Source organism: Janthinobacterium sp. PSPC3-1, assembly GCF_049896105.1.
Classification (GTDB): domain Bacteria; phylum Pseudomonadota; class Gammaproteobacteria; order Burkholderiales; family Burkholderiaceae_D; genus Janthinobacterium.
Genome location: NZ_JAFCTQ010000001.1, coordinates 252869 through 268264 on the forward strand (window position 1 = coordinate 252869; position 15396 = coordinate 268264).

Annotated in this window: 16 protein-coding genes; 12 read left to right on the forward strand and 4 right to left on the reverse strand. The window is 60.9% G+C overall.

Annotated elements, in window-relative coordinates; genetic code table 11:
- Positions 1-18: 18 nt before the first annotated feature.
- Entirely contained in the window at positions 19-426 is a 408-nt protein-coding gene (locus ACP7B7_RS01160; protein ID WP_308925040.1) for a PRC-barrel domain-containing protein, read from the reverse strand.
- Between the two features lie 245 nt (positions 427-671).
- Between ACP7B7_RS01160 and ACP7B7_RS01165 the strand changes: the two genes are divergently transcribed.
- The 4 genes from ACP7B7_RS01165 to ACP7B7_RS01180 all read left to right on the forward strand — a co-directional run bounded on the left by ACP7B7_RS01165 (position 672) and on the right by ACP7B7_RS01180 (position 5643).
- Positions 672-2324: a CTP synthase gene (locus tag ACP7B7_RS01165; protein WP_308925041.1), complete on the forward strand. Its 1653-nt coding sequence runs from the start codon at positions 672-674 to the stop codon at positions 2322-2324.
- A gap of 136 nt (positions 2325-2460) precedes the next feature.
- Positions 2461-3744, forward strand: a complete 1284-nt coding sequence (gene eno, locus ACP7B7_RS01170; RefSeq protein WP_308925042.1) for a phosphopyruvate hydratase — start codon at positions 2461-2463, stop codon at positions 3742-3744.
- Between the two features lie 61 nt (positions 3745-3805).
- Positions 3806-4129 (forward strand): cell division protein FtsB, encoded by a 324-nt coding sequence (gene ftsB / locus ACP7B7_RS01175; protein ID WP_308925043.1) that lies wholly within the window; start codon positions 3806-3808, stop codon positions 4127-4129.
- A gap of 155 nt (positions 4130-4284) precedes the next feature.
- Entirely contained in the window at positions 4285-5643 is a 1359-nt protein-coding gene (locus ACP7B7_RS01180) for a glycerophosphodiester phosphodiesterase family protein (RefSeq protein WP_426075490.1), read from the forward strand.
- A gap of 323 nt (positions 5644-5966) precedes the next feature.
- On the opposite strand, the gene ACP7B7_RS01185 is transcribed toward ACP7B7_RS01180, so the two are convergent.
- From ACP7B7_RS01185 to ACP7B7_RS01195, 3 genes are all read right to left on the reverse strand, one after another.
- On the reverse strand, positions 5967-6224 hold the full coding sequence (locus tag ACP7B7_RS01185; RefSeq protein ID WP_426075491.1) for a hypothetical protein: 258 nt from the start codon (positions 6222-6224) through the stop codon (positions 5967-5969).
- Between the two features lie 305 nt (positions 6225-6529).
- A complete protein-coding gene (gene hslO, locus ACP7B7_RS01190) occupies positions 6530-7510 on the reverse strand; it encodes an Hsp33 family molecular chaperone HslO (RefSeq protein WP_426075492.1) in 981 nt (326 codons plus the stop codon).
- Positions 7511-7515: 5 nt separating this feature from the next.
- Positions 7516-8040: a gamma carbonic anhydrase family protein gene (locus tag ACP7B7_RS01195; RefSeq protein WP_426075493.1), complete on the reverse strand. Its 525-nt coding sequence runs from the start codon at positions 8038-8040 to the stop codon at positions 7516-7518.
- A 178-nt stretch (positions 8041-8218) separates the two neighbouring features.
- On the opposite strand from ACP7B7_RS01195, the gene ACP7B7_RS01200 reads away from it, so the two are divergent.
- The 8 genes from ACP7B7_RS01200 (at position 8219) to bamC (ending at position 15346) form a co-directional block, all read left to right on the forward strand.
- Positions 8219-9100 (forward strand): alpha/beta fold hydrolase, encoded by an 882-nt coding sequence (locus ACP7B7_RS01200; protein WP_426075494.1) that lies wholly within the window; start codon positions 8219-8221, stop codon positions 9098-9100.
- An 80-nt stretch (positions 9101-9180) separates the two neighbouring features.
- Positions 9181-10014 (forward strand): 3',5'-nucleoside bisphosphate phosphatase, encoded by an 834-nt coding sequence (locus ACP7B7_RS01205; protein WP_426075495.1) that lies wholly within the window; start codon positions 9181-9183, stop codon positions 10012-10014.
- Positions 10015-10225: 211 nt separating this feature from the next.
- Complete coding sequence (htpX, locus tag ACP7B7_RS01210; RefSeq protein WP_426075496.1) at positions 10226-11107, forward strand: protease HtpX; 882 nt, start codon at positions 10226-10228, stop codon at positions 11105-11107.
- Between the two features lie 38 nt (positions 11108-11145).
- Positions 11146-11769, forward strand: coding sequence for an L-threonylcarbamoyladenylate synthase (locus tag ACP7B7_RS01215; RefSeq protein ID WP_308925051.1), 624 nt, complete (start codon positions 11146-11148; stop codon positions 11767-11769).
- Positions 11770-11839: 70 nt separating this feature from the next.
- Entirely contained in the window at positions 11840-12517 is a 678-nt protein-coding gene (locus ACP7B7_RS01220) for a site-2 protease family protein (protein ID WP_426075497.1), read from the forward strand.
- A gap of 28 nt (positions 12518-12545) precedes the next feature.
- Positions 12546-13118 carry a class I SAM-dependent methyltransferase gene (locus ACP7B7_RS01225; RefSeq protein WP_426075498.1) on the forward strand — a complete coding sequence of 191 codons (573 nt, stop codon included), beginning with the start codon at positions 12546-12548 and terminating at the stop codon, positions 13116-13118.
- 84 nt (positions 13119-13202) lie between these two features.
- Positions 13203-14081, forward strand: coding sequence for a 4-hydroxy-tetrahydrodipicolinate synthase (gene dapA / locus ACP7B7_RS01230; protein WP_308925054.1), 879 nt, complete (start codon positions 13203-13205; stop codon positions 14079-14081).
- Positions 14082-14149: 68 nt separating this feature from the next.
- The gene (bamC, locus tag ACP7B7_RS01235; protein ID WP_426075499.1) at positions 14150-15346 is read left to right on the forward strand and encodes an outer membrane protein assembly factor BamC; all 1197 of its coding nucleotides are present in this window, start codon (positions 14150-14152) and stop codon (positions 15344-15346) included.
- Positions 15347-15396: the final 50 nt, after the last annotated feature.

Sequence of the window (15396 nt, forward strand, 5' to 3'; positions counted from 1 at the left end):
TGCTGTTGGGCTTAACTCTTAGTATTCGCGGGCGGTGGTGCCGTAATAGCTGTGGATCTCGTTGGACCAGGTGGTGTCGGCCATGTTCGGCCAGTTGTCGGTGTCGAAGCCGGGCGCGTTTTCGATGCGCTCCTTGTCGATGTTCAGCGTGAAGCGCTTGTTGACGGTGTCGAGCAGCAGGGCTTCCCAGGGCACGGCGAACAGTTTTTCGCCGATGGTGAACACGCCGCCGTGCGACATGACGGCGTAGGCAATTTTGCCGCTGCGCATGTCGATCATGATTTCCTTGATTTCACCGAGATGTTCATCCTTGGCGTTATGCACGTGGTCGCCGATCAGGGTGTCGGCACCCATCAGTTCGGGGCCGGGACCTTTATGGCCACGGTCCACATACATGCCATAGGCGTCGCGTTCTTCATAGCTCATGATATACCTCCGTTGAAAAATGCCAGTCTGCGGCAGGGCGACGCCTGGGTCTGTTCGCTCACCCACATAATGTATAAGAGTATAAATATTTCAAATATTGCCACTGCATAATGTTGTTGCGTATGCACCCTCGCTGCGCGCGGATAGCCGGCAGTTGGCGCAATTTTCCACGCCGCAGCGGTCCGTACGCCGGGCTTTAGTGTATAATTTCAATTTCCCGCACGTGCCGTTCGGCACCATCTGCAATGACCAAATTTGTCTTCGTCACCGGTGGCGTTGTGTCTTCCCTTGGAAAAGGGATTGCCGCCGCCTCTCTCGCCGCGATCCTCGAATCGCGCGGCCTTAAAGTCACCATGCTCAAGCTCGACCCGTATATCAACGTCGACCCTGGCACGATGAGCCCTATGCAACACGGTGAAGTCTTCGTCACCGACGACGGGGCCGAAACCGACCTCGACCTCGGTCACTACGAGCGCTTCATCTCCACCCGCATGAAAAAGGTGAATAACTTCACCACCGGCCAGATCTATGAATCGGTGATCCGCAAGGAACGCCGCGGCGAATATCTGGGCAAGACCGTGCAGGTGATTCCGCATATCACCAATGAAATCCAGGACTATATCCGCCGTGGCGCCGAAGGCTACGACGTGGCCCTGTGCGAAATCGGCGGCACCGTCGGCGATATCGAGTCCCTGCCCTTCCTGGAAGCGGCACGCCAGCTGAGCCTGCGCGCCGGCCGCAAGAACACGGCCTTCGTCCACCTGACCCTGGTGCCGTATATCGCCTCGGCCGGTGAACTGAAAACCAAACCGACCCAGCACTCGGTGCAGAAGCTGCGTGAAATCGGCATCTTGCCGAACGCGCTGCTGTGCCGCGCCGACCGCGCGATTCCGGAAGACGAGCGCGCGAAAATCTCGCTGTTCTCGAACATCGAGGAAGACGCCGTGATCTCCGTGTGGGACGTCGACACCATCTACAAAGTGCCGCAGATGCTGCACGACCAGGGCCTCGACAAGATCATCTGCGACGCGCTGGACCTCAATCCCGCGCCGGCCGACCTGTCGGTCTGGAGCAAGCTGATCTACACGCTCGAGCATCCGAAGTCGGAAGTGACCATCGGCATGGTTGGCAAGTATGTGGAACTGACCGAATCGTACAAATCGCTGACCGAAGCGCTGCGCCACGCCGGCATCCACAACGAGTCGAAGGTCAATATCGAGTACATCGACTCGGAAGAAATCGAAACCACCGGCTGCGCCGAACTGGCCAAGTACGACGCCATCCTGGTGCCGGGCGGCTTCGGCAAGCGCGGCGTGGAAGGCAAGATCATGGCGGCCCAGTTCGCCCGTGAGAGCAAAGTGCCTTACCTGGGCATCTGCCTGGGCATGCAAGTGGCGCTGATCGAATACGCGCGCCACAAAGCCGGCCTGACGACGGCCAATTCGACCGAATTCGACCTCGAGACCGCGCAACCGGTGGTGGCCCTGATCGACCAGTGGCAAGGCGCCGACGGCAAGGTCGAGAAGCGCGACGAGAACTCGGACCTGGGCGGCACCATGCGCCTGGGCGCGCAAACCTGCGAAATCAAGCCGGGCACCCTGGCCGCCGAGATCTACGGCGCCGTGGTGACCGAGCGTCACCGTCACCGCTACGAAGCGAACAATCACTACCTGCCGCGCGTGGAAGCGGCCGGCCTGGTGGTGGCCGCCCGTACGCCGACCGAAGACCTGTGCGAAATCATGGAATTGCCGCGCACCGGTGATAACGCCCACCCATGGTATATGGGCGTGCAGTATCATCCGGAATTCAAATCGACCCCACGTGACGGCCACCCGCTGTTCACCTCGTTTATCAAGGCAGCGCTGGCCCACAAGGAAGCGAACGCCACCGAGCAATAAACGTGGTTGATGGCGTTAGGCCTTGAAGCACCGCTCCCGGCAAGTCAGTCTCGCCGGGAGTTTCTTTACCCTCTTTGTGCAATTGCGCATCAGAACGCAGTGTGCAGCCCTGTTACGCTTAACTTTGGAGAATGATATGAGTGCTATTGTTGACATTATCGGCCGTGAGATCCTGGACTCGCGCGGCAATCCGACCGTCGAATGCGACGTCTTGCTGGAATCGGGTGTGATGGGCCGTGCCGCCGTACCGTCGGGCGCCTCGACCGGTTCGCGCGAAGCCGTGGAACTGCGCGACGGCGACGCCAAGCGCTACTTCGGCAAGGGCGTGCTGCAAGCCTGCGAGAACATCAACACCGAAATCTCCGAAGCCATCATGGGCCTGGACGCCAATGAACAGGCTTTCCTGGACCGCACCCTGATCGACCTGGACGGCACCGAAAACAAGTCGCGCCTGGGCGCCAATGCGATCCTGGCCGTGTCGATGGCCGTCGCCAAGGCTGCCGCCGAAGAAGCCGGCCTGCCTTTGTACCGCTATTTCGGCGGTTCCGGCGCGATGCAACTGCCAGTGCCGATGATGAACGTGATCAACGGCGGCGCGCACGCCGACAACAACCTGGACATCCAGGAATTCATGATCATCCCGGTGGGCGCCCCGTCGTTCAAGGAAGCCGTGCGTTACGGCGCGGAAGTATTCCACACGCTGAAAAAAATCCTGCACAAAAAGGGCCTGAACACCAACGTCGGTGACGAAGGCGGTTTCGCGCCATCGCTGGCCAACCATGAAGAAGCGATCAAGCTGATCATCCAGGCAATCGAAGAAGCCGGCTACGAGCCAGGCACGCAAGTGGCCATCGGCCTGGACTGCGCCGCTTCCGAGTTCTACAAGGACGGCAAGTACGAGCTGGAAGGCGAAGGCCTGTCGCTCACCGCCACCGAATTCACCAACCTGCTGGCGACCTGGTGCGACAAGTACCCGATCATCTCGATCGAAGACGCGATGCATGAAGGCGACTGGGATGGCTGGGCGATCCTGACGGCCGAACTGGGCAAGAAAGTGCAACTGGTCGGCGACGATCTGTATGTCACCAACACCAAGATCCTGAAAGAAGGCATCCAGAAGGGCATCGCCAATTCGATCCTGATCAAGATCAACCAGATCGGTACCCTGACCGAAACCTTCGCCGCCATCGAAATGGCCAAGCGCGCCGGCTACACGGCCGTCATTTCGCACCGCTCGGGCGAAACGGAAGACTCGACCATCGCCGATATCGCTGTCGGTACCAACGCCCTGCAGATCAAGACCGGCTCGATGTCGCGTTCGGACCGCATGGCCAAGTACAATCAGCTGCTGCGCATCGAAGAAGATTTGGGCGACATCGCTTCCTACCCGGGCCGCGATGCATTCTATAATCTGAAGTAAATGAAGTAATATCACCAACTGACCGGCCGGAATTTTCCGGCCGGTTTTTTAACCGAGACCCATGCGCCTGATTACGCTCGCCCTGGCGGCCCTGCTGCTGCTGATACAATTTCCCCTCTGGACGGGCAAAGGCGGCTGGCTGCGCGTTGCCGACATGGAAGCGCAAGTCGCGCAGGCGAATCAAAAGAATGTGGAATTGAAAGCCCGTAACGCCAAGCTCGAATCCGAAGTGCGCGACCTGAAGGACGGCACCGGCGCGGTCGAGGAGCGTGCCCGCTATGAGCTGGGCATGGTCAAGCAGAACGAGATTTTCGTGCAGATCGTGCGCAAGGGCCAGATCCCGCCACTGACGGAAGCGCCGTCCGATACCACGGCGCCTCACTAAGAAACTGCTTCTGCATTCCTGCTGCGGGGCAGGCAGGCGTCATTATCCTGTCATAACTGGTTTTTACAATAAGGCAATACGGTGTTTCGGGCAATCGCTGCGCATTGCCCGGTACGTGTTCCCATAATGACCATCAACCAGGAATTGCGCTTGCCATGATCACCAACAAACACACCTTGCTATGCCTGTCGGCGCTGGCCTTGTCCGCTTGCGGTGGCAGCAGTACCGAGTCGTTGCAGACGCTGGACGGCAAGGCGCCGCTGGTAATTGCCCATCGCGGCCTGCCGGGCCTGTACCCTGAACAAACCCGCCCGGCCTACGAGGCGGCGGCCGATGCCGGCGCCGATTCGCTGGAACTCGATGTGCACATGTCGAAGGACTGCGTGCTGGTGGCGCGCCATAATCCCTGGCTCAGCGACAACACCAATATCGGTACGGTCGCACTGACCAATGCCCAGGTCGCCGCACGCAAACGCACGGTGCCAGGCCGTCTGGTCAATGTCGGCTATTCCCTGGCGACCTATGGCGGCCCGGCGCAATACCTGACCGACCTGACCGATCCGGCCAATCCGAAATCGGTACTGAAATCGCTGATCGTCGATGGCGAAGATCATACGGGCGACTGGTCGATCAGCGACTTTACGGCGGCCGAACTGAAGCAATGGATCGGTGGCACGACCTACGACGCGCGCGAATCGCGTCCGAGTGAATTGAATGGCAAGTATCCTGTGCTGACGATGCAGGAAGTGATCGATATCGCCAAGGCCAAAAGCGCCTCGAGCGGCCGCACGATTTCGGTGTATCCGGAATCGAAAAACCCGGTATGGAACAATGCCCAGGCCATCGCCAACGGTTGCGGCAGCGGCAGCCATCCGTTCGAAGACGCGATCGTAAAGATCGTCAAGGACAATAACCTGAACAGCAAGACGGCGGCGATTTATATCCAGAGCTTTGATCCCGCCAGCCTGAAATACATGCGTGCTGCCGGTTTGACGAGCAAAATGGTGCAGCTGGTCGATGGCAATGACGTCAATTACAAGACAGGCGAAATGATTTATCGCACCAACGATGTCTACAACTTCGTCGATGGCCGTCCGTATAGCTGGACCCTGGCTGGCGACGGCCGCTTCTTCGGCGAGATGCTGACGCCGGCCGGCCTGGCCGAAATCAAGACCTACGCCGACGGTATCGGTCCCTGGAAGCCGCAAGTGATGGCCTTGACGATTTCACCGTTCAAAGCGACCAATGCCGATGGCACGCCGTACACCGGTTCGGCTGCCGACGTCAACAAGGCGACGCCAACGAGCCTGATCGCCGACGCGCACAAGGCCGGCCTGTTCGTCCACAGCTATACGTTCCGTAACGAGGCGAAATATCTGGCTGGCGTGTACAAAGGTGAGCCTGCACTGGAATTGCTGGGCTTTTTCCGCGCCGGTATCGATGGCGTTTTCAGCGATTTCAGCAATACGGCCGTGGTGACGCGTAATGCTTATTTGAAAGAAACGGGGCACTAAAGTAATCGTCAGGAAATTATTGTGAAGTTATGACGAACAGAACCGGATGCTATGCAAGGCGCTCGCTGCGACGCAGTGCGAGCACTGCTAGCAGCGGGCAACGCAGCAGAGCGCCGGTTATGGAAGTCAGAAATCACAAGAATTTATTGGGGGTTACTTGGGCACCGTGGCCGGCGCCGCCCGTCGTTGGTACTGCTTAGAACTCGCCCTTGCCGGTCGAGATCAGGTAAAAACGGATGGCGGTGACGGCAACGGCCAGGGCGATCAGGGTGGTTTCGAGGATCATCATAAGGTTCCTAAAGATATCAGTAATTGTTGGTGGATCAGCCGCGTGAAGCCAAAAAGCGCAGTTCGCTGGCCAGATTTGGCATCAATTTCTCGTAGCGTGCCGCTTCCGAATTCAGCAGCGCGATATCGTGCTTGCTGGGGCGCGTGTAGCGTGGCTCGTCGGCGGCGGTGGCGGCCTGGACGTATGGTTTCGAGGCAAGCAGGGCGCCCAGGAAGGCGCGCGTGGCGCGGCCCAGGTTGCTGAAGTAGCCATCGTGGCTGTCGGTGCTGTAAGTGCTGGTCAATGTGGACATATGTCCTCCATAAATGGTGTGTTGTTGCATTGCACAATAGCGCAGCCGTGGTTATGCGTCCAATTTCAAATTCCAATTTCAGAAATTCAATATGTGAATAATAAGGGCGTAGCAGCCTGACAACGCATGGAAAAGAATTTGTTGATCTGAATCAATTCTGTTGCAGGCCGGGTGCTTGCGAAGAATGGTGATGACAGTTATGCGTTTGTGTGGGGATGACTGCGCCCTGTGCGCAGGCGCGCGGCGCTGGTGCAGTGCAGCACGGAAGAGGGGTGCGCCGCCGGGAAGGCGGCGCGGGAGGGGGCCTAATTGATGCTGGTCGCTGGCGGGATCAAGACCTCGGCCGGCGCATCGGTCACAAACAGCTGCGCGCAATCGACTTTGTCGAAATCATAGTGCTGGCCGCAGAAGTCGCAGTTCACGCCCACGTGGCCGATTTCCGCCAGCGCGTCGTTGACTTCCTGTTCGCCCAGCATCTTGAGCATATTGCCCACTTTTTCGCGGGTGCAGGTGCAATGAAAACTCGGGTGCAGCGGGTCGAACACGCGGATGGTTTCTTCCCAGAACAGGCGCTGCATCAGGGTATCGATGTCGGTGGCCAGGATTTCTTCCTCTTTCAGGGTCGAGGCCAGCATGACGGCGCGGTTCCAGGTATCGAGCGCATCTTCTTCCGACACCGGCGTCGCTTCGGCCTTGCCGCCGTGGTGCGGCAGCTTTTGCAGCAGCAGGCCGCGCGAGGTGGTGTCGTCGGTGGCCAGCCACAAACGCGTGTCGAGCTGTTCCGAGCGCAGCATGTAGTTTTCGATGACGGTCGCCATGTCGTCGCCGTCCAGCGGCACGATGCCCTGGTATGGCTGTTGGCCCGGCACCTTGTCGGCCGGATCGAGCGTGATGATGAAGCGGCCCTTGCCGTTGGCGTTCATCAGTTGCGGCACGGTGGCGCCGTCGACGATCTCCGCATCCGGATCGAGCTTGGCCGTGGCGCGCAGGCGCAGGTCGGAGTCGCACTCGACCACCATCAGGCGCACCGGACCGTCGCCATGGATCTGCATGATGATGGAGCCGTTGAATTTCAGGTTGGCCGACAGCAGGGCGGCCGCCGCCACCATTTCGCCCAGGACTTTTTTCACGGCCAGCGGATAGGCGTGGCGCGACACCACTTCCTGCCAAGTGTGCGAGACGTCGATGAACTGGCCGCGCACGGCGGCGTTATCGAAAATAAATTTTTGCAGCGTATCCTGGCCTGCGATGGGGGCGATGATCGCGCCGCTGGTGTCAGTCGTCATGTGGTTTATCCAATCTTCTTGAGTTGCGTATTAAATAGCTGGCCGCGCTGTACATAATTGAGAGCATTGCCTTGCAGCCTGGTGATATCGTCCGCCGTCAGGGTGCGCACGGCCTTGGCCGGCGTGCCGATGATCAGCATATTGTCGGGAAATTCCTTGCCTTCGGTGACCAGCGCGCCGGCGCCGACCAGGCAGTTCCTGCCGATTTTCGCGCCATTGAGCACCACCGCCTGGATGCCGATCAGCGTGCCGTCGCCGATGGTGCAGCCGTGCAGCATGGCCTGGTGGCCGATGGTGACGTTCTGCCCCACGTCGAGCGGATAGCCGGGGTCGGTATGCAACACGGCGCCTTCCTGTACATTGCTGTTGGCGCCGACCGTGATGCGTTCATTGTCGCCGCGCAAGGTGGCGCCGAACCATACCGAGGTGTTTTCATGCAAGGTGACCTTGCCGATGACATTGGCCGTGTCGGCAACAAACGCGGAAGCATCAATCTGTGGCGCATCGGCGCCCAATTGGTAGAGTGTCATGTTTAGCCTGAGGCAATGGTGGAAAGGCCGGGATAGCGCTATTTTACGCTGTTGCAAGACAAGCCAGAACGGCGGCAAGCGATCCGGTATAATTAAAGAACGGTCGTACTTTTATGGCGGTACATTACTTCAGACACAGCATGTGGCGACGCCTGCGCCACTTTCAAGGTAGCTACTCATGAAACTTTCTCGTTCCGAATTCATCAATATCCGTGGCGCGCGCGTCCATGTGCGCCACTGGGGCCGCGACGGCGCGCCGGTTTTGTTCATGGTGCATGGATGGATGGATGTGGCCGCCTCTTTCCAGTTCGTGGTCGATGAGCTGGCAGGCGACTGGCATGTGATCGCGCCCGACTGGCGCGGTTTTGGCCAGAGCGACTACACCCAGTCCGATACCTACTGGTTCCCCGACTACCTGGCCGACCTCGACGCCATGCTGCTGCATTACTCGCCCGAGGCGCCGGTGCACCTGCTGGGCCACAGCATGGGCGCCAATGTGGCGGGCCTGTATGCGGGCGTGCGGCCCGAGCGCATCGCCAGCTTCATCAACCTGGAAGGCTTCGGCATGATGGCGACCCGGCCCGAGCAGGCGCCTGGCCGCTACGCCAAATGGCTCGATGAATTGCGCGCGCCGCCGCTGATGCGCAGCTATCCAAGCCAGAAGGCCGTGGCCGAGCGCTTGCAAAAGACCAATCCGCGCTTGAATGATGAACGTGCGGCGTTTCTGGCCGAACACTGGTCGGTGCAGAATGAGGCGGGCGAGTGGGACATCATGGGCGATCCGCGCCACAAGCGTGTCAATCCGATGCTGTACCAGGTCGAGGAGGTGTTGGCCTGTTGGCAACGCATCACGGCGCCGGTGCTGTGGGTCGAGGCGGACGACACGAATATGTGGCAATGGATGGGCCCGAAAGAACAGGCGCGCATCGAAATCGACCGCCGCCTGGGTTTCCTGAAAGACGTGCGCTGCAAGCTGATGGTGGACGCCGGCCATATGCTGCACCACGACCAGCCACGGGCGCTGGCGCGCATGGTGGAAGAGTTTCTTGCCACAATATGATGCTAACGCTGCCGCGCCCCGGCAGGCAGCGTACAATAAAACTTCTTCCCATCACAACCCGCGCACGGTATTGTTTTCCCATGCTTAAAGTCGACCTGCATTGCCATTCGAATATTTCCGACGGCGTCCTCGCACCGGCCGCCGTGGCTGCGCATGCACGCAAGGCGGGCGTCGACGTATGGGCGCTGACCGATCACGACGAGGTGTCGGGCATCCCTGCCGCGCGCGTGGCGGCCGTCGAGTTGGGCATGCAGTTTGTTGCTGGCGTGGAAATTTCGATTACCTGGGCCGGCCAGACCGTGCATATCGTCGGGCTGCAGGTCGATGAGAACCATCCCGGCCTGGTCAACGGCCTGAACCAGACCCGCTCCGGGCGCGACGCGCGCGGGCGCGAGATCGCCCGCCAGCTGGACCTGGCCGGCATTCCCGGCGCCTATGAAGGCGCGCTGAAATTCGTCGGCAATCCCGACCTGATGTCGCGCACCCACTTTGCCCGCTATATCGTGGAAACGGGCAAGTGCGCGAATATTCCCGAGGTGTTCAAGAAATATCTGTCCGAAGGCAATCCAGGCTATGTCGAGCACCGCTGGGCCACCCTGGCCGAAGCGGTGGGCTGGATACGCGGCGCCGGCGGCCTGGCCGTGATCGCGCATCCGGGCCGCTACCGCTTCAGCGACATGGCGCAGGGCGTGCTGTTTGATGAATTCAAGCAATTGGGTGGCGTCGCCATCGAAGTGGTGACGGGCAGCCACAGCCCCGACCAGTATCCCGAATATGCGCGCCTGGCCAACGACTACGGCTTTCTTGCCTCGCGCGGCACCGATTTTCATGCGCCGGGCGAGTCGCGCGTGGATTTTGCGCTGCTGCCGCCGCTGCCTGCGAACGTCAAGCCGATCTGGCACGACTGGTTTTAAACACCTTACATAACCTACTGCGCGGTGCGATTTGCGGCCTCCGATGCTCACTATGCTAAAGCACAGTTACGCTTCTCAGCCACAACTCACATCCGCTCGCTACGGTTCTGTAAAGTGTTTTTAAGGGAGGGCTAAGCCCGCTCTGGCAAGCTTGATAACAGCCGTATCGCCCCTATTTTATTGTTATCGCATTCCTGCCGGAGCTATCGCCATGAAACGCATCGTCCTGTTTATCGTCACCAACCTGGCCGTGATGCTGGTGCTCACGCTCGTGCTCAGTTTGCTGGGCGTCGGCAATCCGGCGCGCGGCAGCACCCTGAACCTGGGCAGCCTGATGGTGTTTTCGCTGGTGGTCGGCTTTACGGGTTCCATCATTTCCCTGTTGATCAGCAAGCCGATGGCCAAGTGGAGCACCGGTGCGCGCGTGATCGACAACCCCACGTCGTCAACCGAACTATGGCTGGTCGGTACGGTGCGCACGCTGTCCGAGCGGGCCGGCATCGGCATGCCTGACGTCGCCATCTACGAGGGCGACGCCAATGCGTTTGCCACCGGCGCGTTCAAGAATTCGGCGCTGGTGGCGGTCTCCACCGGTTTGCTGGAAAGCATGAACCGCGATGAAGTCGAAGCCGTGCTGGGCCATGAGATCGCCCACGTCGCCAATGGCGACATGGTGACCCTGACCTTGATCCAGGGCGTGGTCAATACCTTCGTGGTGTTCTTGGCGCGGGTCGTGGGTTTCTTTGTCGACAATATGCTGCAGAAAAATAATAATCGCGAAGGCGGGCGCGGCATCGGCTATTTCGTCACCGTGATGGTGTGCGAAGTGCTGTTCGGCCTGCTGGCCTCGATTATCGTCGCCTGGTTTTCGCGCCAGCGCGAGTTCCGCGCCGACGCCGGTTCGGCCAAGCTGCTGGGCAGCCCGACGCCGATGATGCATGCGCTGGCGCGCCTCGGCGGCGTGGCGCCGGGCGAGCTGCCGCAGTCGATGCAGGCGCTAGGGATCAACAGCAAGGGCGGCTGGGGCGCCCTGTTCGCCACCCATCCGCCGCTGGAGGAACGCATCGCCGCGCTGCGCGGCGTACAATCATGACACATCAATAAAAAACTGGTCCGCCAGTCAGTGAACCCATGAGTCAATTTTTCCAGATTCACCCTGACAATCCGCAATTGCGCCTGATCAAGCAGGCCGCCCACATCATCCAGTCCGGCGGCGTGGTGGCCTTGCCCACCGATTCCTGCTACGCGCTGGTCTGCCAGCTCGACGACAAGGGCGCCGTCGAGCGCCTGCGCCGCATCCGCGGCATCGATGAAAAGCATCATCTGACCCTGCTGTGCCGCGACTTGAGCGAACTGGGCGTGTATGCGCGCGTCGACAACCGCCAGTTCCGCCTGCTCAAGGCGGCCACGCCGGGCGCCTATACCTTTATCCTGGAAGCGACCAAGGAAGTGCCGCGCCGCCTGAGCCACCCGTCGCGCAAGACCATCGGCCTGCGCGTGCCCGAGCACCGCATCGTGCAATGTTTGCTGGAAGAACTGGGCCAGCCGCTGCTGGGCACCACCTTGACCCTGCCCGGCGATGAAGACAGCCTGACCGACGCCGACACCATCCGTGAGCGCCTGGAAAAGCTGGTTGACCTGATCGTCGACGGCGGTGTCTGTGCGCATGGCCCGACCACCGTGATCGACCTGACCGGCGCCGAGCCCGAAGTGGTGCGCGTGGGCCGTGGCGACCCGGCCGCGCTGGGCCTGTAGGCAGGGGCTTTACCTCCCTTTAATGGCGGCATAAGAAAGTGGCAAGGGCGGCTCTGGTAGAATCGCGGTCATGAGCGATTTCAACACGATAGTCCAAACCGTCGCGGTGTACCTGGTACCCGTTCTTTTTGCCATTTCCCTGCATGAAGCGTCGCATGGCTATGCCGCGCGCTATTTCGGCGACCCGACCGCCTCCGACCAAGGCCGGCTGAGCCTGAACCCGATCCGCCATATCGACCCGTTCGGCACGGTGATCCTGCCGCTGCTGCTGTATCTCACGATACAAGTGCCGTTCGGCTACGCCAAGCCGGTACCGGTCGACTTCAGCCGCCTGCGCAATCCGAAGAAGCAGATGGCCTGGGTGGCGTTTGCCGGGCCCGGTTCGAACTTCGTGATGGGCTTTGCCTGGATGATCGCCTTTGTCGTGCTGAGCGTGCTGCCGCCGACCGAGATCGGGGCGTTCCTGCGCAAGATGGCCGGCGCCGGCGTCAGCGTCAACGCGGCCATGTTCGTGTTTAACATGATCCCCGTGCCGCCGCTCGATGGCGGACGCATCATGACAGGCATCCTGCCGATGTCGCTGGCGCGCCCTTACGCCAGCATCGAGCGCTACGGCATGTATGTGTTCGGCGCGCTGGTGCTGCTGATGTACCTGGGCGTGCTGAACGGCGTGCTGCTGGCCGCGATCAAATTTGTCATCGGCATTTTCGTCATGCTGGTGTCGCCGCTGACCGCCATGCTGACCTGAGCCGCCCCCACAACCGATGGATATTTCGATGCAAGCAACTGAACAACACAAGAATGCCGAGGCCATCTCCGGCTGGGTGCGGCGCTGGGCGCCGCTGCTGCCGGGCGGCGAAGTACTGGACCTGGCTTGCGGCAGCGGCCGCCATGCGCGTCACCTGGTCAGCCTCGGCCACCCGGTGATCGCGCTCGACCATGATCCGGAAATGCTGGAAAAGGCGGCCGGACCGGGCGTCACCACCTCGCTGGTGGACCTGGAGGCGCCTGGCGCCGCGTGGCCCTTCGCGGCCGGCCGCTTTGCCGGCATCGTTGTCACCAACTACCTGCACCGTCCGCTGTTTGACGCGATGATCGCCAGCCTGGCGCCCGATGGCCTGCTGCTGTACGAAACCTTTGCCGAAGGCAATGAAGAGTTTGGCAAACCGTCGAACCCCAACTTCCTGCTGCAGGAAGGCGAGCTGCTGGCGTTGGCCTTGCAGCAAGGCTTGCGCGTGGTGGCGTTTGAAGAAGGCCGCGTGGAGCAGCCGAAAGCTGCTTTGGTGCAACGAATTTGCGCCGTACGGCCGGATTTTCCACGGCTGGCGGCTTTGTTGCCAGCGTTTTGAGCGGCATTCCTCTCGTAGAATGCACCACAGGCGCGGGCTATCCGCTACAATCGTTGTTTTATTTATCGGCGCTATAAACTTACTATGATCAAGGGCAGCATTGTAGCAATCGTCACCCCGATGCACGCGGACGGCAGTCTGGACATTCCAGGTCTGCGCAAGCTGATCGACTGGCATATTGCCGAGGGTACAGACAGCATCGTGATCGTCGGCACGACCGGCGAATCGGCAACCGTCAGCGTGGAAGAGCATTGCGAGCTGATCAAGCTGACCGTCGAGCACGCCAATGGACGCATTCCTGTCATCGCCGGCGCTGGCGGCAACTCCACGGCGGAAGCCATCAAGCTGACGCGTTACGCGAAAGATGCGGGTGCCGATGCTGTGTTGCAAGTTGTGCCTTACTACAACCGTCCTACCCAGGAAGGCATGTATCAGCACTTCAAGGCCATCGCCGAAGCCGTCGATATTCCCGTGATCCTGTACAACGTGCCGGGCCGCACCGTGGCCGACATGAGCAACGAGACCATCGTGCGCCTGGCCGCGATCGCCAACATCGTCGGCGTGAAAGATGCAACCGGCAATCTCGGCCGTGGCATCGACCTGCTGCGCCTGGTGCCCGCCGATTTCGCCGTCTACTCGGGCGATGATCCGACCGCCATGGCGCTGATGCTGTGCGGCGGCCACGGCAATATTTCCGTGACGGCCAACGTTGCCCCGCGCGCCATGCACGAGCTGTGCGTTGCCGCCATGGCCGGTGACCGCGCCACGGCGATCGCCATCAATAACAAGGTCTTCCCCCTGCATCAGAAATTGTTTGTCGAACCGAATCCGGTGCCCGTCAAATGGGCGCTGGCGGAAATGGGCCTGATGCCTGCCGGCATACGCTTGCCGCTGGTGCCACTGGCCGATCAGTACCATGCCACCGTGCGCGATGCCTTGCGCGACGCTGGCGTCTTATCCTGAGCCCGGACTGGTATAGTCCGGACCTTCCCTGATTTCAGCTGCCACTTAGCTTCTTATCCAGTAACGACATGACTAATAGCAAGAAAACCACCCCGGCGCCAGCCACCATTGCCCTGCGTGGCCTCGTCATCGGCGCCGTCGCGGCCAGTCTCGCCGGCTGCGGCATGATCAGTTCGGTAGTCGGCGGCGACAAGGTCGACTACAAGTCGGTCAAGAAAGCCAGTTCCCTGGATGTGCCGCCCGACCTGACGCAACTGCAGCAAGACAACCGCTACTCCCTGCCTGACGCCAAGAACGGTGTGGCGACCGCCTCCGGCTACAATGCCCAGCGCAATGCCGCCGCCGGTACGCCGGCCGTGGTCGGCGCCGATGGCGTGGTCGGCGTGGTGCCGATCACGGCCGGCTCTGTCAAGGTCGAGCGCGCGGGCAACCAGCGCTGGCTGGTGGTCAAGCAGTCGCCTGAGGTGCTGTGGCCGCAGGTGAAGCAATTCTGGGAAGACGCGGGCTTCACGATCGCCCTCGACCAGCCGACGGCGGGCATCATGGAAACCGAGTGGAATGAAAACCGCGCCAAGATTCCGCAGGATATTATCCGCAAAACAATCGGCAAGGTCTTCGACGGCCTGTATTCGAGCGGCGAGAAAGACAAATACCGCACCCGCGTGGAACGCCTGGCCGACGGCTCGACCGAGATCTACATCAGCCACCGTGGCGTGGAAGAGGTGCTGACCGGTCGCGACAAGGAAAGCACCACCTGGACCGCACGTCCCAACGATCCCGGCCTGGAAGCGCAATTCCTGGCCCGCCTGATGACGCGCCTGGGCGCGGCCAGCGACGAAGCGCAAGCCCGTACCGCGGTCGACGCCGCGATTGTGCAACCGCAGCATGCGAAGCTGGTCGGCGATGTCGCCACGCCGGCGCGCGCGATCGAAGTCGACGAAGGTTTTGACCGTGCCTGGCGCCGTGTCGGCCTGGCGCTGGACCGCGTCGGCTTTACCGTCGAAGACCGCGACCGCACGCAGGGCACGTATTTCGTGCGCTACGTCGATCCGGACGCCGTCAAGAAAGATGGCTTCTTCTCGAAGCTGTTCAGCTGGGGCTCGTCGGACGACAAGGACAAGGGCGCGCAGCGCTACCGCGTGCTGGTCAAGGCCGCCGCCACAGGTTCGGCCAGCACCGTCAGCATCCTGTCGAACGAAGGCCAGCCCGACGTCTCGCCAGTGGCCGAGAAGATACTGGGCTTGCTGAACGATCAGTTGAAATAAAGTGGTGCAGGGCGGTGGGTGCATACCCGCCGCGCGGCAAAAAGGCTGGC